This window comes from Nonomuraea sp. NPDC005730 (assembly GCF_040630865.1).
Taxonomy (GTDB): Bacteria; Actinomycetota; Actinomycetes; order Streptosporangiales; family Streptosporangiaceae; genus Nonomuraea.
This window is the reverse complement of the sequence record NZ_JBEXYK010000014.1, coordinates 25,198-50,198: the sequence shown is the minus strand read 5'-3', so window position 1 is coordinate 50,198 and position 25,001 is coordinate 25,198. Positions and strand designations below refer to the sequence as shown.

Genomic DNA, 25,001 nt, shown 5'->3' with positions numbered 1-25,001 from the left:
TCCTAGCGTTGGGTCGCGAGAGTGATGCCCAAGCCGACGAACACGGTCCCGGTCGCGGCGTCGAGCCGGCGGCGCACCGCCTGCCGATCGCGCAGCCAGCCACCGATCCGCCCCGCCAGCACGCCGACCGTCGCGTCGGCCAGGAACTCCAAGAGGATCAGCACCGCGCCCAGGATGGTGAACTGCAGCCAGACAGGCCCTGCCCCGCGATCAATGAACTGGGGCAGGAAAGCGACCATGAACGCGAACGTCTGTGGGTTGGCCGCAGAGGACACCACGCCGTTGAGGAAGGCTCGCCTGCCGGTCATCCCGCCGGCCGAATCGGCGGCTTGCCCCTTCTTGAGGTTGCGGAGCATCTGCACGCCGAGGTGGATCAGGTACGCGGCGCCGGCGAGCCGCAACACCGTGAACACGACGGGAAACGCCGTCAACAGCATGGAGAGGCCGGCTGCGGCTGCGGCGATGTACAACGCGTCACCCGTGATCACGCCGAGCGTGGCGAGCAGCCCGGCTCGCGCGCCGCCCCGCATACCGCATCCCATGACGAACAGCATGTCGGGGCCGGGGGTGATCAGAGCAACGATGGTGGTCGCCGTGAACACAGCGAGCAGGTGCGAATCAATCGGCATTCGGGCTATTTTTCCCTTCGTAAGGGTGCGTGTGGGGACTTGCCCGCTGGCGCCAAACACGGCGCCAGTCCACCTCGAAGTCAGTGCGCTGACCTCTTCTCCAAAGCCCCGGTCGGGGTGACTTCCATGTGCCGGCATGAGAACGCACCAAACCGTTCAGCGGGGACATGGGAGACCTTGATGGCGCGCCCGAAGTTCCGGATCACCTGCTACCTGTGCGGGCGTGCAACAGACAAGCACGGGCTCCTGGTCGCCGAGTTGTGCAGACAACGCCTCGGCCACCAGGAGCCCGTTCTTGTCCGCGGGCATCTCAGGTGAAGAAGGTCTCCGCCAGGGCGTCTTTGGTCCCGGCGACAGCGGCCGAATGCTCTGTCAACAGGCTTCCAGCCGGTCCTTTCGCGCCCGGGCGACGGGAGGACGCAGGAGGTGCCTCATCGATGACGATTCCGAAGACGCCGTGCGGTGCTCGCCGTGTGGCATCGGGGGCGGTTCACGCGTCATGGGACTCCAGCACCTTCATGAGCGGGAGCGGGTTGATGTAGTCCCGGTAGGACACCACCTGCCCGTCGCGGACCCGGAGCACGGCGATGATCCGCTGGGTGAACGGCGCTCCTGTGCCAGTCACCGTGCCGTTCACGGTGTATTCGACGATGATCACCTCAGGGTCGACAGTCTCGTGCATCACCAGGTCGACATATTCGTCGAAGCTGATCAGCGAGCCCTGCGCGGAGACGAACGCGGCGATCTCCGCCCGGCCGCACAGCTTGGCCGGCATGCCTTCCAGCCGGTACGGCCACTCGATCACGGCGTCGGGAGCCATGAGGTCGAGGAATCGTTCGTGGTCTCCCGTCCTGCCCGCCTGGAGGATGTCCGTCACGACTTTCGTTGTACGCATGTTCATTGAACGAGCGTATAGCGAAATGGGTGGTTGGGTCAACGCCCGTACAATGAGCCGGTGAGTGAGTCGTCCAAGCCCAGCCGTACGCGTGCGCAGCAGCGCCTCGACACGCAGCAGCGCATCCTCGCCGCGGCCCGGCAGGCCTTCGCCGAACTGGGTTACGAACACACCACCATTCGCGCCGTCGCCGCCGCGGCCGGGGTCAACGCCGGCCTGGTGATGCACTACTTCGGCTCCAAGGAACAGCTCTTCACACAGGCCGTCCAGGTCGAGACCCACGAACTGCCGCCCGGCGAGCCCGCCGAAGCGCTGCTCTCGATGCTGCGCAGACGCCTCGACGACGAACCGGCGGCGTCGCTGGCGCTGTTGCGTTCCGTACTCACCCACGCCGGCGCCAGTGACGACTTCCGCGACAGCGGGCGTGCCTGGCTGTCCCGGGTCGGCGAGGCCATCCCGCACCGGAACGCGGACCTGCGGGCGGCCCTGATCACGGCCATCATCACCGGCGTGGTCATCGACCGTCACCTTCTCAAGCTGAGCGCGCTCGCCGATGCCTCCGCCGACGACATCATCGAGCTCCTGCGTCCCTGCTTCGAAAGCCTGGCGGGCGAGCATCCCAACCCTTGATCGGCACGCTCGCCGGCCGCGCGCAAGGTCATCGCGAGCATGCGAAGTGCAGTGGACCGGCCTGCACACCACCAGCGGCGAGGGATCGCGACATTCCGGGACCGGCTCCCGCGCGGCCTGAAGCCCCCGGCCGCGCGGCGCGTCTCGCGTGGGCCGATCCCCGCGCCCCGATGACCCGCGCGAGCCGGTCAGCTCAGGTCCCGCGACAGCCACGTCGCGTCCGACGCAGGACATTGCCGACTGGCACGGCACCGCACGACGCGCCAGGCAGCGCCATGACCGTGCCGCCGGCGAGTTGCGTCCTCGCTCAGTCGACGATCGCGCCGCTGGTCAGGTTGGCGATCGTCCCGGTCATGGCCCCCGCTCGATCCGAAGCCAGGAACGCGGCCGTCTCCGCGATCTCGGAGAGCGTCGGAAGCCTCTTGAGCAGCGTCCCCTGCGCCATCGCCCCGCCTTCGAGCATCTCCTGGACCGACTGCCCGGCCGCTGCCGCGGTCTGCTCGAAGAGCTCCTTGGTGTAGGAACCGGCTGCCGGCGCGTCGACGACGGCGTGGGGACGGATGCCGATGACCCGGACGTTGCTCGGCGCCAGCTCCGCGGCCAGAACCCGGGAGAACGCCTCCTTGCCGGCCGCGCTCACGGCGTGTCCCAGGATGCCGCCTACGGCCAGCTTGGCACCCGGCTCCGACAGCGTCAGGATCACACCGGGACGCTCGCCCCCCATGTGCCGGGCGACGGCCTTGCTGGTGATGAACAGCGTCCGCAAGAAGCCGTCGATCGGCCGCATGAACTCCTCCAGCGACAGATCCGCCAGCGAAGTCCCCTGGTCGTGCTGGACGCTCACGGCGTTGACGGCGATGTCGATGCCGCCGGCCGTCGCCGCGACCGCGTCGGCGTGCTTCTCGACCGCCTCCTGGTCGAGCACGTCGACCTGCGCGGTCTCGACCGTTCCGCCCGCGGTGGCGATGTCACGCGCCACGGCGTCCAGCTTCGCCCGCGTCCGCCCGGCGATGAAGACCCTCGCGCCCTCCCGGGCGAAGACCCGTGCGATGGCGCCGCCGATGGCACCGCCGCCTCCATAGATCACGGCGCTCTTGTCCTTGAGCAGCAATCCACTCATCGGTGACCTCCACATGATTGTTCTTCCGGATGGACAGGCGGGCTCCCTGGTCGCGGCCATGCCGCCGTCCGGCATGCGAGAGCTCACTTGCGTGATGCAAGCGAGGCTAGTGGGGTAGCCTTGCATGACGCAAGTGCTCCTCTGGGAGGTGGGATCGCCATGCTGGGCAAGACCTACGACACGCAGGTGTGCTCGGCCGCCAGGGCACTGGAGGTCATCGGCGAGCGATGGAGCCTGCTGATCGTGCGTGACGTGCTGTTCGCCGGGGCGACCCGGTTCGCCGACTTCCAGCGCCTGGGCATCGCGACCAACATCCTGGCCAAACGCTTGGACGGCCTGGTCGACGCGGGCGTCCTCGAACGCCGATCGAGCAAGGAACACCCCGATCGGAGCGGCTATGCCGCGACCCGGAAGGGACTCGACCTGGCACCCGTGATCATCGCGCTGACGCAGTGGGGTGATCGATGGGCGGCGCCCGGCGGCCCGCCCATTCTGTACCGGCACACCGGTTGCGATGGGGCGATCACCGAGCAGACCACCTGCGACACCTGCGGGGAGGTCACCGACCTCGCGCAGATCCACGTCGTCCACGGCCCCGGCTTCCCCGAGGCTCTCATGATCGCGCGGAAGAATCGCCCGGAGGTCGCCGACCTGCGACAACACTCCGCTCTCGGAGATGAGGGCTCCGCCCGGTAGGCGGGATCCCGCGCACTGCGACGGCCACACCCCGCCCCGTTGCCGAACGCCGACGGACAGGGTCGTGGTCATGCGAAGTCTTCGACGGCTTCGCGAAGGACGTCCATGGCGGCGGTGATGGCCGTGTCGATGATGGCCGTGTCGATCGCCATGCCGATCGCCGTCTCGTCGTCGGATTCGATGACGTGCGGGTGCTGCATGAAGGCCCGGGCGGCGCCGGCGACGATGGTGGCCAAGCCGGCGGCGCGGCGGGCGAGCGCGGGCTCACGGCCGCTCGGTGGCGCGTCGTCGGGGTCACTGGCCGCGTGGGGGCGGCCGGGGCGACACCGTCCTGACCGCGGTCCCGGCAGTCGGCCTCGGCGTTGGGGTGGCTCTCATCCCGTTGACGACTCCATGCGGCAGCCTCGTCGCGCGGAGGTTGCCTCAGTCGTCCTGGCGGAAGATGATCGCGGCGCCCAGGGCGGCGTTGGCGGGCACGAACATCTCTCCGGTACCGGTGTGGGTGACCGGGATGTCGTTGTCGCGCAGGAGCCGCTCGGTGGCGGCGATGTCGCGTACGGACACCGTGTAGGCGACGAACGCCGGCAGGGCCGCCGGGCGTTCACCCGGCAGCAGACCGGCGAGCGCCGATGCGGCCACGATGGTGATGTTCGCCCGGTCGAAACGCGTCACCCGGCCATCCCGCGCCTGGCCGAAGTAGGTGCCGTAGCGGTGCTCAAGCTCGGGCAACGCCGAGTCGGCGACGCACAGCACACATTCGACCAGCCCGGTGGCGCCGTTGGGATGGTCGGTGTGCCGCTCGTCCTCCAGCGCCTCGACTGGAGTGTTCTCGGCGAATCCGATCCTGCCTTCCGGCACACGTCCGGCGGGCAGATGGGGATGGGAGATCTCCAGGTAGCGGGCGGGCTCCATCTTGGTCCCGGTGCTGGTCTCGACGGGTCGCTGGATGGCGTGCACGCCACCGTGGCCAACGTCAGCGGCGGTCAGCCGCGCGGCGACGCCGTCGATGTCCGGCGTATCGGCGAGCACGATGTGAAGGCCCTGGAAACGCTGGAGCAAGGACGTGATGGTGGCGGCGGTGGCGCGGATGGCCGCCCTCAGCCCTGGCAGCTTGTCGTCAGGCGCCTGCAGCGGGACGGGGCGGGCTTCGCCGGGCATGCGGCCGGTGTTGTCGATGACGGCTACCAGCTCGATGAAGTTGCGGGGGAAGTACACATGGGTGTTGGCCACTCCGAACGGTTCGGCGGGGCCTCCCGGGACACGCGGAAGGACGGGATAGGCGGGTGCCGGCACGGTGAAGCCGAGCCGGCGGTATCGCTCCATCGCCTGGTTCATGTCCTGCACGATGTGCCCGACGTGATGCAGACCGTTGATGTCGTCGCCCATCACGGGACCCTCCGTATCCGAGAAAATTCGAGAGTTGACTTGCGTTTGAGAGTACACAGTCATTTGCGTGGACGATAGCATTTGGTGCATGAGTGACAGCGGGCTACGCGAACGCAAGAAGGCAAGGACCCGGAAGGCGATCCTGCGCGAAGCGTTCAGGCTCTTCCGTGAGCGCGGCTACAACGCCACCACCGTCGAGCAGATCGCCGCGGGACACGCACGAGAGGTGTTCGCGGCCACCGTGCCCGGCTCTCAGCGCAGTGACTGGGCGGAGCGGAACAGGCCGGTGGGGTCGTAGGCGGCCTTGATCTCGCGCAGGCGCGGGAGGTTGTCGCCGTAGTAGGCCCGGGCCCAGTCCTCCAGGTCGGCGTCCGGGTAGTTGGGGTAGACCCCGCCGGACGACCACGGCGACACCCGTTCCCACGACTCGCGCAACCACGCGTGCGCCTCCCGCCGCCGCTCGTCGCGGGCGCGGAAACCGACCTGGACGGCCTGCTTGAGCAGGAACCGCGGGCCGCGGTGGACGAACGCGGTCGCGTCGGAGGCCGGGCGGCCGATGGCGCCCGCCCACGGCACGAACTCCAGGTCCCGGATCTCGCCGCGCACCCGGTCGGCGACCAGCCGGTCCAGCAGGTCCTCGACGGCCGTACGCGGCAGGAGGCCGTCGAAGAAACCCGACTTGTTCAGGCGCAGCCCGGGCCGCTCGCCGTACGGCAGCTCGGTGACGGGGCCCTGCCCGCCGTCGGCGTAGGCGTGGTGGCAGGCGGCCGCCGCGCCCTCCAGCCGGGTGAGCCGCAGGCGGCCCGGCGGCGCCAGCGCGTCGACGGCCTCGGCGGCCCGCTCCTCGGCGCCGGCGACGACGCCGAAGAGGACGGCCTGCGGCGGCTCGTCCGGCTCGTCCCCGGAGATGACGGCGATCTCCAGGTTGACCTCGTCCGGCGCTTCGGGCGCCCACCGCTGCCAGGCGTCGATGAGGTCGGCGGCCCGCTCGAAGTCGCAGACGGCCTGCACAGCGGTGACCGGCACGATGGGGCGGGTACGCAGCGTCATGCGGGTGACCACGCCGAAGTTGCCGCCACCGGCCCCGCGCAGCGCCCACAGCAGATCGTCGTCCGCCTCGACGCGCGACCCGTCGGCCAGGATCACCCGCGCCGCGAGCAGGTGGTCGGCGCCGAGCCCGTGCAGGCGGCTGAACACGCCGTATCCACCGCCCAGGACCGCTCCGGTGACGCCGACCGCCGGGCACCAGCCGCAGGGCACCATGCGCCCGTGCTCGGCCAGTCGCCGGGCCAGCTCGCCGATCCGCACGCCGGGGCCCACCCGCACGCTCTCCGCGCCGACCTCGATCTCGTTCGCCGCGCTGAGATCGACGAGCAGGCCGGTCGTGGAGGAGTGCTCGGCGAAGCTGTGACCACCGCCGCGCAGGGCGAACGGCATGCCGCGGGCGCGGACTAGCTCAAGGACGCCGACCACGTCCGCCTCGGAGGCGCAGCAGGCCACGGCGGCGGGCAGCTTCTCGGTGAGCGTGCCGAGGAAGGGCTTGCGCCTGGCCTGGTAGCCAGGCTCGCCCGGACGGATCATGTGTGGGCCGGTCATCGGCGGGCCGGCTTTCCGGTCTGCAACGCGTACAGCTCGGCGTAGCGTCCACCCAGCGCCAGCAGGTCCTCGTGGGTGCCCTCCTCGGCCACGCGGCCCTGGTGCAACAGGTAGATGCGGTCGGCGTGGCGGACGCTGGTCAGCCGGTGCGTGATGAGCAGGATGGTCCGTTCTCCGGCGATCGCGCGGAGGGTCTCGTAGACGGCGTACTCCGCTTTGGCGTCCAGTGGCGCGGTCGGCTCGTCCCAGATGAGCAGGGCGCCGTCCCGGAACAGTCCGCGGGCCACGGCCAGGCGTTGCCACTGGCCGGCCGACAGCTCGTGGCCGCCCCTGAAGTGTTTGGACAGCAGGGTGTGCCATCCCGCGGGCATGCCCGCGACGACGTCTGCGGCGGCGGCGAGCGAGGCGGCCTCGCGCAGGGCGTGGTCGTCCGGGTCCGGGCGGTCGTGGCGGCCGATGCGGACGTTGGTCCGGGCGTCGTGCGGCCAGCGGACCGGGTGCTGCGGGACCAGGACGACCCGGTCGGCCAGGGTACGCGGGTCCAGGAGGGCGGTGTCGATCCCGTCCCATCGCATGGTTCCGCTGGTCGGCCGGTAGAGCCCGGCGAGGAGCCTGGCCAGGGTGGTCTTGCCCGAGCCGTTCTCGCCGACCAGCGCGATCGTCTGCCCGGCGCGGATGGTCAGGTCGATGTCGCGCAGCGCAGGAGTCCGCCCGCCGGGGTAGGCGAAGCCCACGCCGCGCAGGGTGACGCACTCCGGGGAACGCGGGACCGGTACGCCGGACGCCGGTCGTTTCCTGGCGTCGGCGTCGGTGAGGAAGTCCTGGTAGTCGGCCACGTACAGGGACTGTTCGAACAGCTGGTTGGCGGCCTGGGTGAGCTGCCGCAGAGCCGCGGCGGCCACCCTGACGGCGATCACCGCGGTGCCCGCCGCGGCCGGCCCGATCCAGCCGGCGTGCAACATCAGACCGAGTACGGCCAGCACCCCGGCCAGAGCGAGGCCGGCCAGCGCGCGGCCCGCGGTCCTGCCCCGCGCCATGGACACCCCGACCTGGGTCTCCCTCTTCCTCAGCACGTCCGCCACCTGGCGGTACTCGGCCAGCACGTACGGCTCGGCCTGGCAGGCGCGCAGCTCGGCCGCCGGTTCCCGCTCGGTGGACAGCTCGGCGAGCATCTGCACCCGGCGGTTCAGCGTGACCATGCTCCGCATGCCGGCGTACCCGCGCCGCGCGACCGTCAGCACCGCCCAGGCCTCCGGGATCATGCCGGCCACGAGCAGCGGCACCAGCAGGGGGTGCAGGACGGCCAGCCCGGCTACCGCGGCCGTCACTCCGCAGACGGCGCCGAGCAGGTCGATCGTGTTGCCGACCGCGCGGTCGAGGTGGAACAACCCGCGGTCGCGGGCCCGGTGCAGGCCGTCGTAGAAGTCGGCGTCGTCGAAGTCGGCGAGCTGCACGTCCAGGGCGGCGGCGAACAGCCGTTCCTCGGCGGCCCGGCGCAGCGCCGGTTCCAGCCGCGCCCTGGCCAGCTCCACCGCCGCTTCGGCCGCCCCGCGCAGCGCCAGGATCCCGGCGACCAACGCCAGGCCGGGGGCCGCCGCCACGAGCCGGTCGGGCGCCGCGCCTGACGCGAGCAACTCGTCCAGCACGGCCACGCTCGTCAGCAGCCCGCCGGCCGTCGCGGCGCCCGCGGCCAGCTGAAGGACGAGGACGGCGATCGCGGACCGGCGCCCGCACCGCCAGATGAGCCGCAGCACCGGCACGGTGACCGCCAGCAGTTGCCGCGGCGTGCGGCGGGATCCGTCCGGCTGGTCGAGGTGCCAGTAGGGGGTGACGAGCTCCTCGTCCACCTTCTCGTCCACGGGGCTCATGCCAGGTCCGGCAGCAGCACGGACGGCAGCGCGCACTCGGGGTGCATGCGGAGCAACTGGTAGGACACTCCGCCCAGGCCGGGCAGCAGGCCCGGCGCGAAGGCGTCCCTGGCCAGGCCGCTGACCGGGCCGTTGGTCTCCAGGCTGCCCAGGATGACGGCGTCCAGCCGGTCCCGCTCGACCGGGGCGACACCGGCGGCCCGGGCCTGCTCGATCGTCTCCCAGCAGCCGAGGTCGCCGTGGCAGAGCGTGTGGTTCCAGCCGATCCCGTCGGCCCAGCAGGAGGCGGCGGCGCGCGCCAGCCTGTCACGCCACAGGGTGCCGCCCTCGCGGGCCCGCCGGTCGGCGGCGACGAGCCCGATCCCGCCCGCGCCGTGGCACCACGCCTTGGCGGCGAAGCCGTCGTTGCGAAGGTCCAGCCAGCCGCGCTGCTCGGCGTCGTAGAGGGTGTCCTCGTAGGCGAAGGCGGCCTCGGCCAGCTCTCTCATGCCCTCATGGTCACCGGGGGAATCGGCGAGGCGCGCCAGGGCCCAGCCGATGCCGCTCGCGCCGTGCGCCAGCCCTCCGAGCCCCTGCGGGAAGCGGAGGCTCGGCCAGCACACCCCGCCGGGGCGGCGCTCCGCCAGCCCCGCGAGGCGCTCCCCGATCGTACGGGACAGCCGGGCCCAGCACGCCTCGCCGGTCTCCCGGCCCAGCAGGAGGAGCGGCACGATCGCCCCCGCCATCCCTGACAGCAGGTCGTAGCTGTCGTCGGCCTCGATCGAGTCCGGCAGCAGTCCTGCCAGAACGCGGGCGCGCTGAAGCCCTTCCTCTCCGACGACACCCAGGGAGCGCAGCAGCAGCCAGCTCCACACCTGCGAGGCGATCCCGAGGTAGGCGCCGGGAGGCTCCGGCCGCAGGCGTATCCCTTCCCGCCGCCTGGCGGCGTCGCGGTCCTCCATGGCGCGGATCGTGCGCAGGACCGCTTCCAGGAGCCCGTCCAGTTCCGCGATCGGCTCGGCCCTGCCGTCCGCGGCTTCCCGGATGTAGGCGCTCAGCAGGATCGCCAGGCCGTGGGCTCCGCCGTACAGGTCGAGCGACAGCGGCTGCACGGCCCAGCCGGTGACGTCGAGCACGGGCGTGATCCACGTGACCGTGCCGTCCGTACCGCGCACGGCGCTGTCCAGAACCTCGCGGAGGATGCCGGCGGCCGCCGCGCGCCGCCTGGGCTCCAGCCGTTCGGTACGGACGAGGCCGGGCGGGAGCCGTTCGAGGTCCGGCATCCAGCCCTCGTTGAGGTACGCGCTGACCAGAGCCGCCTGAGCCACCGCCCGGTCCAGGCCGTGGTCGCGCTCCCGCCAGCGGGCCACCGCATCGGCGACCAGATCGCTCTCCGGGCCGCACCTGGTGTCGGCGGGGCCGCGGAGCATGCCGACGCGCGGCGTGGTGTCGAACATCGGGATGTCACCGTGGCACAGCTCGTCCACCTCCGCGGCGATGATCGCGGCGTCGCCGGGGGCCCCGGGGACGTTCTCCGACATCTTCGCCAGCAGCCGGGCGGCCTTCGCGCGGGCGTCCGCCTCGTCATGGAGCGCGGCCGGATGCCACAACATGCGCGCCAGCTCGGCGTACGACTCGGTGGAGCGCAGCACCGCGCGGACGGGACAGTCGGCGAACGGCGCCAGCAGCGGCTCCAGCTTGCCCGACCGGTCCAGCTCGGTCAGATGGTCGTCGAGCTCGTCGAGGCCGGCGATGATCAGGTCCCAGTACCGGCCGAGCACCGGCTCGGGGCTGGGATGGTTGGCCGCCGGCGGCAGCGTCACCCGCTCGGTGCCCATCCTGGGGCTGTCGGTGCCGGCGTCGAGCACCACCGGCAGCTCGATCTGCGGCTGCTGGCCGGGCAGCGCGCCCGCCGCCGACATGTCCACGCCTCGCCAGCCCAGGGCCACCCCTCGTCCCGGGAGCAGCCCGATGCCCAGCACCGAGCTGTTCACCAGCTCCACCGCCGTGTCGAAGGCCCGGCCGTACCCCGAGGGGCGGGCCTTGGCGTGCGGGGCGAACAGGCTCTCGCAGTCGACGACCACGGGGTGCGGCCCGGCGGCGATGAGGTTCTCGGCGTGCAGGTCGTTGCCGCCGAGCAGGCGCATGAGGGCCAGCCAGTGGCCCAGTCCCCGGTAGAACGCGCGCAGTTCGCCGTCGCCGGCGCAGTGGCGGTGCTCGATGTGCTCGGCCCAGCCGTACCCCTGCCTGGTCACGACGGCGGGCACTCGCATGGTCGGGACGCCGAGGTACGTGAGCAGGTCGGCGAGCGCCGCGTCCACCGCCAGCGAACGCGGCTTGTAGAGCACCCGTCCGCCGCCGCCGTGCAGCATGACGACCGTCTGCCCGCCCCGGTGGCTGTCGCCGGCGCCGAACTCGACGCGGTCGAGCTCGCCCGACGGCGCTCCCGGAAGGGAGACCAGCCTCGCGCGGTCCGCGGCGAAGCGTTCGGCCAGGCGGAACGCGGCGGCGCATCGATTGCGGATGATCGTCGTGAGCCTCGGCATCATGCCGGGGTAGAGCACCGCCAGATCGTTCCAGAATGCCGGTTGCGCCACACTTCGCTGCCACTCCCGCCAGCGGGCGGCGGGGTCGGCGGCGGTCAGGCGCCCGGACAAGCGGGCGGCGTTCACCTCCAGCACCAGCACCCTGGTGATCTTGCGGCGGACCTCCTCCTCGACGGACAGCGCAGCGCCTGACAGGACGGCGCTGCGCTCGGCCGGCGCAAGACCGGTAAGTGCGCGCAGCTGGGCCCCGAGGTCGGTCAGTGCGGGGCCGATCAGCGGGTCCAGCGGAGGGTCGAACTCACCGGCCATGCGCTCCGCCCCTGCTCAGCAGCACTGATAGGTTCTGGAACCCGAGCAGGCGGTCCCGCATCTGCCGGAGCCGCCCGGCCCTGTCATGGTGATCTCCGACTCGACGTACATGCCGGGCATCAGCGGGCCTGCTGGGCTCTCCGGGTCGTCGCCCGCCCTCCAGGCGGCGATGATCTCCTCGGCCCTCTCTAGGGTGACAGTCATGTTCGCTCCCTTCTCGAATCTGGCACCATGATTCGGGGTCGACGCAACGCCTGATAGGCCTCATAACTGCGCACTTGACGACAGATGGGGGATATGAGATAGACAGGCGTGATCACCGTTTCTGCGGTAGATGATGACCAGATGCTCATCGACGGGCTGGCCGCCTGGCTGGCGGACGTTCCCGACGTACGGCTGACCGGATGGGCCGCCTCCGTCGCCGAGCTGCTCAGGACCGAGCCGTCCCCGGCCGACGTGGTGCTGCTCGAGGCGCGGCTCGCCGACGGCTCCGACCCGGTCGAGAACGTGTGCGCGCTGGTCCTGCGGCAGCGGCGGGTGCTGGTGGTCAGCGCGATGCCCGGCAGCAACCTGGCCAGGCGGATGATCGAGGCGGGAGCCGGCGGATACCTCACCAAGAACCACAGACTGAAGACCCTGCTGTCCAAGGTCAGGGAGCTGGCCGAGGAGAAGATGGCCTGTCCGTCCGGCCCGGCGGCGGACCACCCGACCGGGCGGGAATGCGTCCGTCCCGTCCTGTCCCCTCAGGAGCACGCGGTGCTGCTCGCCTACGCCTCCGGAATGACGCTCGCCGCGGCGGCGCGCAGCGCCGGAGTGCGGCCGGGAACCGCCAAGAACTACCTGGAACGTGTCAAGGAGAAGTACCGCAAGGCCGGGCGCCCGGCGTACACGAAGCTGGAACTCGCGGTCCGGCTGAGAGAGGACGGCCTGGCCACCTGACCCTGCCGCCGTTCGTACGGCACCGCATGCCTCAGCACCGGGCGGGCCGGGGGCGAGGGCTGCCTGGATGCCGGCCCGCATGTCGGTGCCGCCCGCCCCGACCGCTCGCCGGGGCCCCGGCCGGAGGGCTGGAGCGAGGACGCGATGCCGGAGGCGGGCGGCGAGGAGCTACAGGCGGTTCTTGGGGTGGCACCGAATAGGGCAGAAACGGGCCATCGCGATGCGGGCGATGTGCGGCTGGGATCCCGGCGTCACCACTTCTTCCACTCGTCTTTCTCATAGCACTTGTGCAGCCACCACGTGAGCTTCGGCATGCCCGTCCAGCCCACGAAGGGCCCGTGCCCCAGCACGCATCGCGCCTTCCTGAGCCCCTCCGGGGTCCAGCCCCTGCCTCTGCTGCACTGGGGGATGAACTTCCTCACGATCGGCTTGTTGCACAACCACTTGATGTTGGGGGTCGGCGGGCTGCTCATGGCCCCGGCGGCGCTGGAAGTCGCCGCGGGGGCCAGGGGCGGGGTTGCCGCTTGCGCCGTCCCGCCCGCGAGCACCAGGGCGAACGTACCCGCCACGACTGCGGTGCCGAACTTTGCGATGGCCTTCATGTCATCTCCTTCGCTCGTGAATGCGCTGTAGGAGTGAAGCTAGGCCGGGCCTTGTTGAGGTCGGGTTGAGGATCCGTGAAGCGGTCTCCCTTGCTCTGGCTTGCTCAAGCGACCGTCCTGAGAGCAGCTGCACACGGGCGCCGCCGAGATCGGGCAGATCTGCCTGGAGATCGCCCCGGCCTACCTGTCGGAGGAGAAGGTCTCCACGGTGCCGGCCGTCTTCGCCGCGGAGATCGGCGCGGCAGAGATGGTCAGGGCCGGCACGCGCGGGTCGTCGAGCGGGATCTGCGGCAGTGGCGCGGGCTGATGCGAGGACGCCCCTGCCACCTGGCGCCGTTCCCGATGCCGGCGGACGGAGAAAGCCGCGTTATAGAGGCATGCCTTCCTCACCGCCACGTCACATCACTCTCTGTGTCATTACGAGTACATTCGGTAGTTGGCGTCGAGATTGGATCACATGGCGCGCACCCCGCCGCCCCATTTCTCGCCCCAAGAAGGAGCCATGCATGAGCATGATCCAGACCGGTGTCCTCGACCTGGATTCCACCCATCCAGTGGCCACCACCGGCGGTGACACCTCCACCTTCACCCAAGTGACGTTCCCGACCCCGTTCCCTGCCGGGTCACGTGTGATCGTCATCCCCTTCGTGCAAACCTTCAACGGCCCCGAGACCCCCGGCCTCAGGATCGCGGACGTGACCCCGCACGGTTTCCGGATCCGCATCAACGAGATCCTCGCCGGCGCCACGAAGAGCGACGGATTGCACGCCCGCGAGACCATCGGCTGGCTGGCCGCCACCGTCTGAGCCCGCCCGCTCCCCGATACACCATCGACAACGATGAGCCCCCGCTCGCTCCTCACGGATCGGACGGGGGCCGCATCGCGTCCTACGGCCAACCACCGTGGCCCGTACCGTGCGGGAAGCATATGGTCAGCGCGGCGTGGCCCTCATCGGTCAGGACGTCGTACGGCGGGAGATCCCGCGCGAGCACGGCAAGGCGAACGGCGTGAGCATCGGGCTGCTCGACGCGATGTGCCGTCACACCCTGAACGCCGGCTACCACGTCATCTGGAAGGCATCCTCACCCGGAGCCGCTACGGAGACATGCTGCAGGCGCTGTCTCGCGACCATCGAGGCACGAGCCACGGCTGCTCGCAAACGACCACGACCTGGAAGTCATCGAACGACCTCGACTTCATCGCCAAGATGCACCGGATCCTGGCCCCCTACGACACCCCGCCCGGCGACGGCCGAGTGGGGTGTGTGGACGAGTTTGGCCCGCTTCGGCAAGTAAGGGGAAGGCCCGCAGGTGCTGGGGCATGCTGGAGGCATGAGGGATGATCAGATGGCCGCCGCTGTCCGTGTGCTGATCAATCAGTACGACCCAGAAGGTCTGTTAGGCGCGGGGGCTCCCGAGGACGAGTACGACTCTGAAGTGCATGATCTGACCGCGCTGGTGTGCGGTGAGGAAGAGATCACAGCCGAGGCTGTGGGCGCGGTCTGGAACCGATGGTTCAACGAGGTCTCCGTGTGGAGCACCCGGAACCCTGAGCAGGTCAATGAGGTCGCGGCCGCGCTGGAGAGACTTCGTGGCCGGCGACAGCGCTCGAATCTGCCCTGATTACCGGGCTCGGGATCGCCGGCTCGGCGAACGGATCGTCAATCAGTCGTTGACGGCGCTGTGACGAAGTACGTTCGAGGGTCATGAGCCCCGATCAGTGCCCTTCCTGAGGGTGAAGTCAGCGGGAGCGCCGGCGGGCGGCGGGGGCTCATGCAATGGCACGGCCCGAAGGAAATCATCGTCCATGAGTCCGTGCCGGGACCGCGCGAGAAGCCTCTGAACGGAGTGGCTGTGAGCAGCATTGTCCTCGGCCGAGGACGTCCGTCGATCGCGCCGGGTCGGGACGGACCCGCGCGACGAGGACGCCTTCCCCGAAATCGGGTGGGGTGAGGGGCTGATGGTGGGGGCGGAGGTGAACCGTGGCCCCGCCAAGGGCGCGGCCACGGTGGCGCGATGTAGGTTGAGCCCTAATCGGTGCGGGCCGTCCTGGCGGCCTGCTCGATCTTCGCGCAGTAGGCTGCACGGGCTTCCTCGTCGATCTGCTGCTCGTGTTCGGCGCGCAACCCGGCCCGGCCGTCGAGGCCCTCGCGCAGGATGTCGGCGTGCCCGGCATGCCGGGTGGACTCGCAGAGGACATGGACCATGATGGCGAACAGGTTCATGTGCCAGGCCGGCGTTGACTCCGGCCACCACGGCACGTGGCCGGGGGCGTCGAGGGGAAGCTCGTTGATCGTCGCGTCCGAGTGTTCCCACGTGCGCCGGTAGAACCCGATGATCTGATCGCGGGTCTCGTCCTCGGTCGCCCACAGATCGCTGCCGTTGGAGTCCTGCCATCGGGGCAGCGGTTCCGGGGAAGGGCGGTCGAAGACCTCGCCGAAGTACCTGGCCTCGACGGTGGCCAGGTGTTTGACCAGGCCGAGGAGGTTGGTCCCGGTCACTGTCAAAGGTCGGCGGGCGTCGTATTCGGACAAGCCGTCGAGTTTCCAGAGCAGCGCCTTGCGGTCCCGTCGCAGTCTCTCGTGCAGGTTGTCTTTCGCGAAATCGTCAATCATGGGTCACGATCCTGTCAGGCTGCGCCGGTGCTCGGGGTCGCGAGCTGCATGGAGTCATCGGCTCCGCCGGCCATCGCTCACAGCCACACTGCTTGCCGAGATCCTCACGGAAGACAACGCCGGATGTGGGAGGACAAGCCCTTCCACGAGGGATCGAGGGGAGTGCAGGAACAACGGTGTAACCCCTCGCGGTCGGGCATCTCAGCCGTCACCCTCTGTGCCCTACGCCAAGGCTCCACTTCGGGGCTCATCGCACGGACCCGAGCGGAAGGCCCCATCGGGTGCGGCGGCCGCCCGTGGCCGCCGCACCGGAGTGATCAGCGGTTGGCGCAGAGCGCGTTGTCGATCAGGCGGGCGGTGGCCTGGCCTTGGGCTGGAGTACCGGGGTAGGTGGTGCGGGAGACGATCACGCTGGTGCGGCCATCCTCGGTGACGGCGTTGTCGGTGATGAACCCGGGCGTGCCACCGGGATGCGACCATGCCGTGATCCCGCAGCTCAGCCGCTGCTTGGCCATGCCCAGGCCGAATTCCCTGCCGGGCGCGCCGACGGGGACCGTGGTGGTCATCTTCTTGAGCTGACGTGGCGTCAGGAGCCGGCCGCCCAGCAACGCTCGCCAGAACCTGCCCAGGTCGCCGGTGGTGGTGACGGCCTCGCCCGCCGGGCCGGCCCAGCCGAGGCTGAGCACCGTGGCGCGGAAGGGCCGGCCGGTCTTGGCGTCCTCGGTGTAGCTCTGGGGGTGCGGCTTGGGCAGCCGCGAGGCGTCACCGGGCAGCGTCGTCTCGCGTAGCCGCAGCGGCGTGACGATCCGGTCGGTCACCTCATCGCGCCAGGAGTTACCAGTGGCCTTCTCGACGATCATCCCGGCCAGGATGTAGTTGATGTTGGAGTAGCTCCAGCGGGCGCCGGGGGAGAAGAGCGGGCGCCGACCCACGCTGAGAGCGACCAGCTTGCGCGGGGACATGCGGAGGAACCGGTAGGCGCGGTAGCCCTGCTCGGTGCGCATCTTCATCTCGATGTCGCCTACGGAGTCGTGCAGGCCGCTGGTGTGCTGGAGCAGGTGCCTGACGGTGATGGCGCGCCCGTCGTTGCCGTTGCCGCGCACCAGTCCGGGCAGCCACCGTTCGACGCTGTCGCCGAGGGACAGGCGGCCCTCCGCCGCCAGCTGCAAGATCACGGTGGCCACGAAGGTCTTCGTGTTGCTGCCCATCCGGAAGTGCCCGTCGAGCGGGATCGGCACGGTACGGCCACGCACCGCCGTACCGGCTGCCGCGGACAGGTCACCGGCGGGAGAGACCACCCGCGCCTGCACCCCCAGCGTGCCGGCGTCGTGGATCGCGGCCAGATCCCGCTGCAGGGCCGCCCGGTCGTAGCCGGACGTGGCGTGGGCCGGGCCCGCCGCGAGTGTGACGACCGCCGCGGCCGTGACCGCTGACGCACCGATCGCGTGGATGCGGTGGTTGATCGGATTCCTCTTCATCATTCTTGCCTCCCGGCAGATACGACCGCCGTAGCAGTCGGGTGGGACTCGAAAGGTCCGGTGCGATGGCCGCCTGCGGCGGGTCGTGGGCTCAGCGGCCACCAGATGGCCCGGCCGAGCAGCGCGGCCAGGGCGGGCACCAGGACCAGTGACACGACGAGCGCGGAGAGCAGGATGCCGAGCGTCATCGCGAAGGCGATCTGCTCGTTGCCCGGCGACGTGCCGAGGCCGGCGAAAGAGGCGGCCAGCACCAGGCCGGCCGTGGCGATGGCCGGCGCGGTGTGCCGTACGGCGCGGGCCACGGCGGCGCGAGCCGTACCCGATCGCCGCATCTCCTCCCGGATGCGGTCGGCGATCAGGATGTTGTAGTCGGTCCCCAGCGCCACGACGAACAGGAACAGCACGAGCGGAAGCGTGAAGCCGACGCCAGGCTCGCCGATGACGTGCTGGAACAGCAGCCCGGCTGCGCCGAGAGTCGCGGCGAAGCCGAGCCCGACGGAGAGCAGCAGGATCACCGGAGCGAGCAGGCTGCGCAGGAGCAGCAGGAGGATCAGCGCGATCAGCGCGGCCGCGACCGGGAACACGATCTTCAGGTCGTGGTCGACCGCGGTCGAGATGTCGGCGACGATGGCGGGCGTCCCGCCCACGTGGGCCGTGATCCCGGCAGGCGTGTGCTGGGCGACCGTGGCCCGAATCGGTCCGACGGCCAGGTCGCGGGCCTGCCGGCTCCGCGGGTCCGCGGTCGGGTAGAGGTCGATGCGGGCGGCACGGTGGTCCTTGTTCAGGACGGTCGGTGCGATCTGGCCTACGCCCTTGACCTGGGTGAGCGCTCGGGAGAGGCCGTCGAGCCGGCCGGCAGTGAGGGTGCCGCCGTCCTTGGCGGTGATGAAGACGCTCGTCGGGTCGGACACGCCGGCCGGCAGCGTACGGGAGATCTCGGCCGCGGTGGCCGCCGCGGGGGTCCGGGCGCCGGAGCCGCCCTGGCCATAGTCCATGCGGATGCCGATCAGCCCGGCGGCCAGTGCGGCGAGCAGGCCGATGGCGGCGGTCAGCATCATCAGCGGCCGGCGCGTGACCAGCGCACCCAGGCGGGCGGCCCGGCCCTCACCGGTCTCGGGACGCAGAGCCGTACGGGAGGGCCAGAACATCTTGCGCCCGGCAGCGGCGAGCAGCGCCGGCAGGAGCGTGAGGCTGCCGACCATCATCACCACGACCGCGACGGCGATCGCGGGGCCCATCGAGCGGAACTGCCCGAAGGTCGCGAGACCGAGGGCGGCGAACGCGGCCACGATGGTCAACGCCGCCGAGGTGATCGCGGTGCCGACCCGGCCGGAGACCTGCGCGGCCACCTCGCGGGCGGACTGCTCGGGCCGGGTACGCAACTGCTCGCGGTAGCGGAACAGCAGGAACAACAGGTAGTCGATGCCGATGCCGAGCAGGACCACGTTGATGAGGCCCGGGGTGCCCGCGTCGAGCTTGAGCCCGGTGAGCATCGCGGCGCCCGCGACGGCTCCCGCCGCCACGAAGCCGATCATGGCGACCGCCAGCAGCGGCAGCAGGGCCGCCAGCACGCTACGGAACACCAGCACGTTGATCAGGACGATGAGCCCCACGATGAGCCCGCTCCCGACCGTCGTGACGGTCTTGCGGGAGTCGACGGTGTCCACGGTCTCGGCCAGCGCTCCGGCGAAGCCGGTACGCATCCCCGCCTCGGAGAACTGAGTCCTGGCTGAGTCCCGGAAGGTCCGGTAGACGTCCTGGACGCCCTTGTCCCCGCGGTTGCCGATCAGCTCGACGGAGAGCAGTTGGAAGCTCCGGTCGGGCGCCGTCATCGCCGGGGCGATCCGGGGCGTCTGGGAGCGGTCCGGGATCAGGAACCGCTGGGGGCCGTCGTCCTCCCTGGGCATGATCACCCGGCGCTTGGCCAGCTTCGCGGCCTCGACCTCGACGCGCTGCCGGTCGGCGGCGCTGAGGTCCTTGCCGTCGGACCGGGCGACCAGCACCGTCACCGTGGTGGCGTCGGGGTTCACCCCGAACCGCTCCTTGGCGATGCGCAGCGCGGCGGCCGAGTCGTAGCTCCGGGGCAGGAAGTCGCCGGCCTGGTTCTGGGTGACGCGGTCGAACAGCATCGGGGTCAAGGCGCTCAGTACGACACCCAGCACCGCCCAGAGGGCGATGACCTTCCATGGGTGTCTGGTGGAGTACCCGGTCAGGGCACGGATCACGATCTCCTCCGGCGGACGGCGTCGGCCGGGAGCTCCCGGCCGATATCCAGACCATCAGCCGCAGAAGCGGTAAACCTCCTGGTAGCGGATGATTCGCACCGAGGCCCTGGGTCCTTCCACCTCTCGGGGACCAGGACCGTGGTCCTGGTCCCGGCCTGGCCATCGCCGCCGCTGTGTAACCCTGTTCCGGGGGGCCGTAAGGCCGGATACGGGGGAACAGCATTGTCGAACAACGCCCGGGAGCTGCCGTGGGCCCGCAGCGACGCGCTCGTCGCCGGCGGGGCGTGCGTGATGAACCTGCTCAGCTACGCGTTCTTCAACGCCCCCGACGGCCGCCACGCCGTGAGCGTGGCGGGGTTTCTCTTCGTCGCGCTCGCGGCCCTGCCATTGCTCGCCCGGCGCCGCCATCCGGTGGCGGCGCTCGCCGTCGTCCTGGTGCTCGATACCGCGGCCACCCTGATCGTGCCGCTGCCCAGGCATTTCGGCGCCGTCCTGGTGGTCGCCCTGTACGCGGTCGCCAGGGCCCGCCCCGGCCGGGTCACGGCGATCGCGGCCGCCGCGACGGTATCGCTGACCCTGCTGAGCCAGAACATCGGGGACGTCCCGCCGTGGCAGGACGCCGTCGTCCCGCCCCTCACCGCCCTGATCGTCGTCGGCACCGCCATGGCGGTCAACCGCTGGCAGGCAGAGGTGGCGGCCAACCGCAGACTCCTCGCCGACCGCGCGGTGGCCGACGAGCGGCGTCGTATCGCACGGGAGTTGCACGACATCGTGGCCCACCACATCACCACCATGCAGCTGATGGCCGGCGGCGCCCGTGCCAACGTCGCGGAACCGGAGGTGGTCAGGGAGGCCCTCGTCGCCCTGGAGTCCTCCGGGCGGCTCGCGCTGCGCGAGATGCGCCAGCTCCTCGACGTGCTGCGGGACGGCGACGAGCCGGAGACCGCGCCCGCCCAGCCCCAGCCCGGCGCCGACGACCTCGGCCGCCTGGTCGAGGAATCCCGCCTGGCCGGACTGCCGACGGACTTCGGCGTCCACGGGCAGCGGCGGCCGTTGCCGCCGACCGTCGGCCTCACGGTGTTCAGGATCGCCCAGGAGGCTCTCACCAACGCCCGCAGGCACGCGGGGCCGGCCCGCGCTTCCGTGCGGCTGACGTACGGTCAGGACCGGGTCACCATCGAGGTGCGAGACGACGGCGGGGGCACACTGCCGCAGGAGGGGGCGTCGTCGGTGGGCTCGGGCGGTTACGGCCTGATCGGCATGCGCGAGCGCGTCGCCCTGCACGGCGGCACCCTCACCGTCGGCCCGCAGGCCGACGGGGGGTTCGCTGTGGTGGCCGACCTGCCGCTGACCACGGACGAGGCCGCCGAGGCGGCCGTCCAGCACGAGGGGGCGCGCCGATGACCGGGACCGGGCCGACGCTGCCGAGGATCAGGGTGCTGATCGTGGACGACCAGCCGCTGGTACGCCGCGGACTGTCGCTGATTCTCTCTCCCGACCCGTCCATCGAGGTGGTGGGAGAGGCCGAGAACGGCGCGCAGGCCGTCACCCTCGCCCGCCAACTGCGCCCCGACGTCGTGGTGATGGACATCCGGATGCCCGTCCTCGACGGCGTCGCCGCGACCAGGGAACTCGCCGCCACCGTGCCCGGCAGCCGGGTCCTGGCGCTCAGCACCTTCGACATGGACGAGTACCTCGTGGGCGCCCTGCGAGCCGGAGCCTTCGGGTTCCTGCCCAAAGACAGCTCCCCGGAGGAACTGAGCGCGGCGATCCGCACCGTTCACGCCGGCGACGCCGCCGTCGCGCCGCGCCTGCTCACCCGGCTGATCTCCACCTACGTGCGGGCGCCCCACGGCAGCCGGCCGAACCCCACGGGCCTGGGCGAACTCACGCCCCGCGAGGTCGAGGTATGGCGCCTGATGGCCACCGGCCTGGACAACACCGAGATCGCCCGCGTCCTCGACCTCAGCCTGTCCACCGTCAAGAACTACATCACCAGCATCTTCGACAAGCTCTCCGTCCGCGACCGCGCCCAGGCGGTCATCGTGGCCTACGAGTCAGGGCTGGTCACGGCGCGGGTGGCGACCGAGGGCGGCGAACAGCCGGGTTAGTCCCGTCCTCCATGGTCCGGTCGGGGCCGTGGGTTGGTCGGACGCCGGGAGCCGCGCTGAGGGCCCTTCGCTGTGCTTCGAGCACCATGACCAATCCGGCTGCCACCGAGCGCGTGTGGATAGATCTTGGTGCAATCGCACCGCCGACGGTCCCGACTTCATGTTCCCGCACGAAGCACTCCCGGGCGAGGTGATGGAGGGTTGCTGGAACATTGATCTAGCTCTGGAGGCCTGTGAATGGGACTCGCCGAAGGCACCCACACCTTGGCGCCCGCGCAAGTACGTAAGACGGCTACCATCACTGTCGGTCTGCTCATGGGCGTCTGGGTGATCGACTATGTCGATCGGGTGATGATGGCCGTCGCGTTGCCGTTCATCGGCCAGGAGTTCGCGCTCACCAAGACCGAGCAAGGCTGGCTGATCACCGCCTTCTCCCTGGTCTATCTGCTGTGCCAGGTGCCGGGTGGCATCCTCGCCGACAAGTTCGGCGCCCGCCGCCAACTCATGGTCTCTCTACTGCTCTGGTCGGTCTTCACCGCCCTCACCGGTATCGCCTGGGGCCTGGCCTCCCTCCTCGTCATCCGTGCTCTCTTCGGCGTCGGCCAGGGCCTCTTTCCCGGCGCGTCCTTCAAGGCCATCGCGGAACGCACCACCCCCGCCGTCCGCGCCACCGCCGCCGGCGCCATGCTCGCCTCCAACCAGCTCGGTGCCGGCGTCGCCCCGCTCCTCGTCGCGCCGCTCATCCTCGCCCTCGGCTGGCGTCACACCTTCTGGGTCACCGCCGCCGCCGGCGTCGCCATCGGCGTGCTGCTCTGGAAGCTGCTGCCCAAGGCGCTGCCCGCCCACCTCAACGGCTCCGACGTCGTTCAGGACGAGGGGACCAGCCTCGGCGCCGTCATGCGCTCGCCATCGGTCTGGAAGTTCGCCGCCCTCTTCTGCACCACCAACATGCTCGGCTACGGCCTGATCACCTGGGTGCCCAGCTACCTGCTGGAGGAGCGCGGCATCTCCCTCATCAACACCGGTGTCATGTCCGCCATCCCCGGCCTGGTCGCGTGCGCGACCGCCTTCCTCGGCGGCTGGCTGTTCGACCGCTTCTTCCACGACAGGGCCCGGCTCTACGTCATCCCCCTGCTCCTGGTCACCGCCGTGCTCCTGGTGCTCATGCTGATGGCTGACTCCGCTGTCGGGTTCACCGTCTACCAGACCCTCGCCATGGGCGTGGCGGGCCTTTCCACGATGGGCATCCTCGGCATGCCCGTGCGCGCCCTGCCGCCCGCCTTCATCGGATCCGGCATGGGCGTCGTCAACGTCGGCGGCCAGATCGCCGGCGTCCTCGCCCCCGTCCTCATGGGCTTCCTGGTCGACACGTTCTCCTACACCGCTGCTTTCGGCCTGCTCATCGCCACCACCGTCCTCGGCGCGCTGATCGCGTTGATCGTGCCCCAGCGCCCTGCACAGTTCAGCCTCGGAACGAAGGAGCTCGCGTGACGCCATACGATCTGGTCCTCACCCGCGGCCGGGTCATCGACCCCGAGACCGGCCTGGACGCCGTACGCGACGTCGGCGTCAACGGCGGGGTCATCCAGGCCGTCTCCGACCAGCCGCTCGACGGCGTCACCACCGTCGACGCGACCGGCCTGGTCGTCAGTCCGGGCTTCATCGACCTGCACAGCCACAGCATGGACGTCGCCGGCCACCGCCTGCAGGCGCTCGACGGCGTCACCACCGTCCTGGAACTAGAGGCGGGCGCCTACCCGGTCGCCGCCGCCTACCGCAGGGCCGAGATCGAGGGCAGGCCACTCAACTACGGCTTCGCCACCTCCTGGGCCGTGGCCCGTATGTCCGTCCTCCTCGGCCTCGACACCAGCGGCGACCTGAAGGATGACTTCCTCGCCAACATCGGCCGCGAGGAATGGCAGCGCGCCGCTCCGCGGAATGTCATCGACCGCATCGTCGGCATGCTGGAGCGCGACCTCGGCGATGGCGCGCTCGGCATCGGCATCCTCGTCGGCTACGCGCCCCGCGTCGATCCCTCCGAGTACCTCGCCGTGGCCGCCCTCGCCGCCCGCGTCGGCCTGCCCACGTACACCCACGCCCGCGAACTTGTCGAGATGGATCCCACCACTCCCGTCGACGGCGCCGAGGAGGTCGTCCGCGCCGCCGCCGAGACCGGCGCGCACATGCACTACTGCCACGTCAACAGCACCTCCATCCGCCATGTCGACCGCGTGCTCGGCCTGGTGGAGAAGGTCCGCGCCGAAGGCTCGCGCGTCACTACCGAGGCCTACCCCTACGGCGCGGGCATGACCGGCGTCGGCGCGGCCTTCCTCGCCCCGGAGCTCCTTCACCGGCGCGGGCTGACCCCGCACTCCATCGGCCTGCTCGGTGCCGAGGGCCGTATCCCCGACGCCGACACCCTGCGTCGAATCCGCGAGAGCGAACCCGGCTCGGCGGCTTTCGTCCACCTGCTCGACGAGGATGACCCCGCTCAGTTCGACTACATCCAGCGGGCCCTCACCTTCACCGACGCCGCTGTCGCCACCGATGCCGTCCCCCTCCTGTGGCGCTCGGGGGCGCCCGACCCGCTCTCCTGGCCGCTCGGGCCCGGCGCCGTCACCCACCCTCGTACGGCCGGCACCTACGGCCGGACGCTGCGCAGGCTCGTCCGGGAGAACGCGGTCCTGTCGCTGCCCGAGGCTGTGCGCCGGTGCACGCTCGTCCCCGCCGACGTGGTGGGCTCGGGTGTTCCGGCGATGCGGCGCAAGGGCCGTGTTCAGGCGGGCTGCGACGCCGACCTGACCGTTTTCGCCCCCGAGACCGTCAGCGACCGTGCCACCTACACCGATACGGTCAGGCATTCCTCCGGGTTCGTTCACGTCCTTGTCGGCGGCCGGTTCGTGGTCCGTGACGAGCATCTGTTGCCGACCGCCCTGCCCGGGCGCGCTGTCAGAGCCTGATGCCCGGTCCGGGGCGTCTGGTCGACACCCCGGACCGCCGTTTCAGGGCCGGCGTGCCACTCGCCTGCAGGCTCGGCATAATGGCTGGTCCTGTACTTGGCAGGTTCGCGTGGCGCGTCACCAGAAGCAGAAGCCGCAGCCGGTACGGGCCGGTTCGCCTGGGCAGACCTCGATCCACGGGTACTGGAACCAGCCGCCACAGCACTGCTCGATGATGGCGGCGTCCGGCTCCTGACGCTCCGGGCCGGAGACGCACTGGCGCGACCCGAAGCCGGTGCAGGAGCCGTTGAACCGCCAGCAGTCGCCGTCGGCGGACCGGCCGCGGCGCCCGCGGCCGGTCGGCAGTCGCACCCACCGGTCCAAAAGGGCCGCCCGTCGCCGGCAACCGGCGCAGGTTCGGATGCCCAGACCGGTGGT

General features: G+C 70.8%; 24 protein-coding genes. 10 read left to right on the top strand and 14 right to left on the bottom strand.

Features of this window, described 5'->3' with window-relative positions; all coding sequences use genetic code 11:
- Nucleotides 1-2 precede the first annotated feature (2 nt).
- Nucleotides 3-629, bottom strand: a complete 627-nt coding sequence (locus tag ABZ444_RS19110; protein ID WP_357998245.1) for a LysE family translocator — start codon at nt 627-629, stop codon at nt 3-5.
- Nucleotides 630-1,119: 490 nt separating this feature from the next.
- Complete coding sequence (locus tag ABZ444_RS19105) at nt 1,120-1,530, bottom strand: nuclear transport factor 2 family protein (protein WP_357998242.1); 411 nt, start codon at nt 1,528-1,530, stop codon at nt 1,120-1,122.
- Nucleotides 1,531-1,584: 54 nt separating this feature from the next.
- Between ABZ444_RS19105 and ABZ444_RS19100 the strand changes: the two genes are divergently transcribed.
- Nucleotides 1,585-2,154, top strand: a complete 570-nt coding sequence (locus tag ABZ444_RS19100) for a TetR family transcriptional regulator (protein WP_357998239.1) — start codon at nt 1,585-1,587, stop codon at nt 2,152-2,154.
- A 307-nt stretch (nt 2,155-2,461) separates the two neighbouring features.
- Here the strand turns inward: ABZ444_RS19100 and ABZ444_RS19095 are convergent, their stop codons facing one another.
- The gene (locus ABZ444_RS19095; RefSeq protein WP_357998236.1) at nt 2,462-3,274 is read right to left on the bottom strand and encodes an SDR family oxidoreductase; all 813 of its coding nucleotides are present in this window, start codon (nt 3,272-3,274) and stop codon (nt 2,462-2,464) included.
- A 159-nt stretch (nt 3,275-3,433) separates the two neighbouring features.
- Here ABZ444_RS19095 and ABZ444_RS19090 point away from each other — a divergent pair, with 159 nt between their 5' ends.
- Complete coding sequence (locus tag ABZ444_RS19090; protein WP_357998233.1) at nt 3,434-3,970, top strand: helix-turn-helix domain-containing protein; 537 nt, start codon at nt 3,434-3,436, stop codon at nt 3,968-3,970.
- Between the two features lie 68 nt (nt 3,971-4,038).
- On the opposite strand, the gene ABZ444_RS19085 is transcribed toward ABZ444_RS19090, so the two are convergent.
- Both ABZ444_RS19085 and ABZ444_RS19080 read right to left on the bottom strand, forming a co-directional pair.
- On the bottom strand, nt 4,039-4,206 hold the full coding sequence (locus ABZ444_RS19085; protein WP_357998230.1) for a hypothetical protein: 168 nt from the start codon (nt 4,204-4,206) through the stop codon (nt 4,039-4,041).
- 187 nt (nt 4,207-4,393) lie between these two features.
- On the bottom strand, nt 4,394-5,419 hold the full coding sequence (locus tag ABZ444_RS19080) for a VOC family protein (protein WP_357998227.1): 1,026 nt from the start codon (nt 5,417-5,419) through the stop codon (nt 4,394-4,396).
- Nucleotides 5,420-5,444: 25 nt separating this feature from the next.
- Between ABZ444_RS19080 and ABZ444_RS19075 the strand changes: the two genes are divergently transcribed.
- Nucleotides 5,445-5,654 carry a TetR family transcriptional regulator gene (locus tag ABZ444_RS19075; protein WP_357998225.1) on the top strand — a complete coding sequence of 70 codons (210 nt, stop codon included), beginning with the start codon at nt 5,445-5,447 and terminating at the stop codon, nt 5,652-5,654.
- Here the strand turns inward: ABZ444_RS19075 and ABZ444_RS19070 are convergent.
- Genes ABZ444_RS19070 through ABZ444_RS19055 form a run of 4 tightly spaced genes read right to left on the bottom strand, consistent with a single transcriptional unit; the run spans nt 5,609 to nt 11,858 of the window.
- Nucleotides 5,609-6,952, bottom strand: coding sequence for an FAD-binding oxidoreductase (locus ABZ444_RS19070; RefSeq protein WP_357998222.1), 1,344 nt, complete (start codon nt 6,950-6,952; stop codon nt 5,609-5,611). The two genes, ABZ444_RS19075 and ABZ444_RS19070, sit on opposite strands and share 46 nt — an antisense overlap.
- Nucleotides 6,949-8,820: an ATP-binding cassette domain-containing protein gene (locus ABZ444_RS19065; RefSeq protein ID WP_357998219.1), complete on the bottom strand. Its 1,872-nt coding sequence runs from the start codon at nt 8,818-8,820 to the stop codon at nt 6,949-6,951. Before ABZ444_RS19065 ends, ABZ444_RS19070 begins: the two co-directional genes overlap by 4 nt.
- Nucleotides 8,817-11,654, bottom strand: coding sequence for a type 2 lanthipeptide synthetase LanM family protein (locus tag ABZ444_RS19060; RefSeq protein ID WP_357998216.1), 2,838 nt, complete (start codon nt 11,652-11,654; stop codon nt 8,817-8,819). Before ABZ444_RS19060 ends, ABZ444_RS19065 begins: the two co-directional genes overlap by 4 nt.
- A gap of 15 nt (nt 11,655-11,669) precedes the next feature.
- The gene (locus tag ABZ444_RS19055) at nt 11,670-11,858 is read right to left on the bottom strand and encodes a DUF6229 family protein (protein ID WP_357998213.1); all 189 of its coding nucleotides are present in this window, start codon (nt 11,856-11,858) and stop codon (nt 11,670-11,672) included.
- Between the two features lie 141 nt (nt 11,859-11,999).
- On the opposite strand from ABZ444_RS19055, the gene ABZ444_RS19050 reads away from it, so the two are divergent.
- The gene (locus tag ABZ444_RS19050) at nt 12,000-12,593 is read left to right on the top strand and encodes a hypothetical protein (protein WP_357998210.1); all 594 of its coding nucleotides are present in this window, start codon (nt 12,000-12,002) and stop codon (nt 12,591-12,593) included.
- Between the two features lie 251 nt (nt 12,594-12,844).
- Here ABZ444_RS19050 and ABZ444_RS19045 read toward each other — a convergent pair whose 3' ends face one another.
- Entirely contained in the window at nt 12,845-13,195 is a 351-nt protein-coding gene (locus ABZ444_RS19045; protein WP_357998207.1) for a hypothetical protein, read from the bottom strand.
- Nucleotides 13,196-13,701: 506 nt separating this feature from the next.
- On the opposite strand from ABZ444_RS19045, the gene ABZ444_RS19040 reads away from it, so the two are divergent.
- Complete coding sequence (locus ABZ444_RS19040) at nt 13,702-14,001, top strand: hypothetical protein (RefSeq protein ID WP_357998204.1); 300 nt, start codon at nt 13,702-13,704, stop codon at nt 13,999-14,001.
- 526 nt (nt 14,002-14,527) lie between these two features.
- Nucleotides 14,528-14,818, top strand: coding sequence for a hypothetical protein (locus tag ABZ444_RS19035; protein ID WP_357998200.1), 291 nt, complete (start codon nt 14,528-14,530; stop codon nt 14,816-14,818).
- 407 nt (nt 14,819-15,225) lie between these two features.
- On the opposite strand, the gene ABZ444_RS19030 is transcribed toward ABZ444_RS19035, so the two are convergent.
- The 3 genes from ABZ444_RS19030 to ABZ444_RS19020 form a co-directional block, all read right to left on the bottom strand.
- Nucleotides 15,226-15,810 (bottom strand): DinB family protein, encoded by a 585-nt coding sequence (locus tag ABZ444_RS19030; protein WP_357998197.1) that lies wholly within the window; start codon nt 15,808-15,810, stop codon nt 15,226-15,228.
- A 317-nt stretch (nt 15,811-16,127) separates the two neighbouring features.
- Complete coding sequence (locus ABZ444_RS19025; RefSeq protein WP_357998194.1) at nt 16,128-17,291, bottom strand: serine hydrolase domain-containing protein; 1,164 nt, start codon at nt 17,289-17,291, stop codon at nt 16,128-16,130.
- Nucleotides 17,288-19,513 (bottom strand): MMPL family transporter, encoded by a 2,226-nt coding sequence (locus tag ABZ444_RS19020; RefSeq protein ID WP_357998191.1) that lies wholly within the window; start codon nt 19,511-19,513, stop codon nt 17,288-17,290. Before ABZ444_RS19020 ends, ABZ444_RS19025 begins: the two co-directional genes overlap by 4 nt.
- A 222-nt stretch (nt 19,514-19,735) precedes the next feature.
- Between ABZ444_RS19020 and ABZ444_RS19015 the strand changes: the two genes are divergently transcribed.
- The 4 genes from ABZ444_RS19015 to ABZ444_RS19000 all read left to right on the top strand — a co-directional run bounded on the left by ABZ444_RS19015 (nt 19,736) and on the right by ABZ444_RS19000 (nt 24,584).
- Nucleotides 19,736-20,917, top strand: a complete 1,182-nt coding sequence (locus ABZ444_RS19015; protein ID WP_357998188.1) for a sensor histidine kinase — start codon at nt 19,736-19,738, stop codon at nt 20,915-20,917.
- Nucleotides 20,914-21,624 (top strand): response regulator transcription factor, encoded by a 711-nt coding sequence (locus ABZ444_RS19010; RefSeq protein WP_357998186.1) that lies wholly within the window; start codon nt 20,914-20,916, stop codon nt 21,622-21,624. Before ABZ444_RS19015 ends, ABZ444_RS19010 begins: the two co-directional genes overlap by 4 nt.
- Before the next feature lie 315 nt (nt 21,625-21,939).
- On the top strand, nt 21,940-23,115 hold the full coding sequence (locus ABZ444_RS19005; RefSeq protein ID WP_357998183.1) for an MFS transporter: 1,176 nt from the start codon (nt 21,940-21,942) through the stop codon (nt 23,113-23,115).
- Nucleotides 23,112-24,584: an amidohydrolase family protein gene (locus ABZ444_RS19000; RefSeq protein WP_357998180.1), complete on the top strand. Its 1,473-nt coding sequence runs from the start codon at nt 23,112-23,114 to the stop codon at nt 24,582-24,584. The genes ABZ444_RS19005 and ABZ444_RS19000 overlap by 4 nt, the downstream gene beginning before the upstream one ends.
- A 117-nt stretch (nt 24,585-24,701) precedes the next feature.
- Here the strand turns inward: ABZ444_RS19000 and ABZ444_RS18995 are convergent, their stop codons facing one another.
- On the bottom strand, nt 24,702-24,935 hold the full coding sequence (locus tag ABZ444_RS18995) for a hypothetical protein (RefSeq protein ID WP_357998177.1): 234 nt from the start codon (nt 24,933-24,935) through the stop codon (nt 24,702-24,704).
- Between the last annotated feature and the right edge of the window lie 66 nt (nt 24,936-25,001).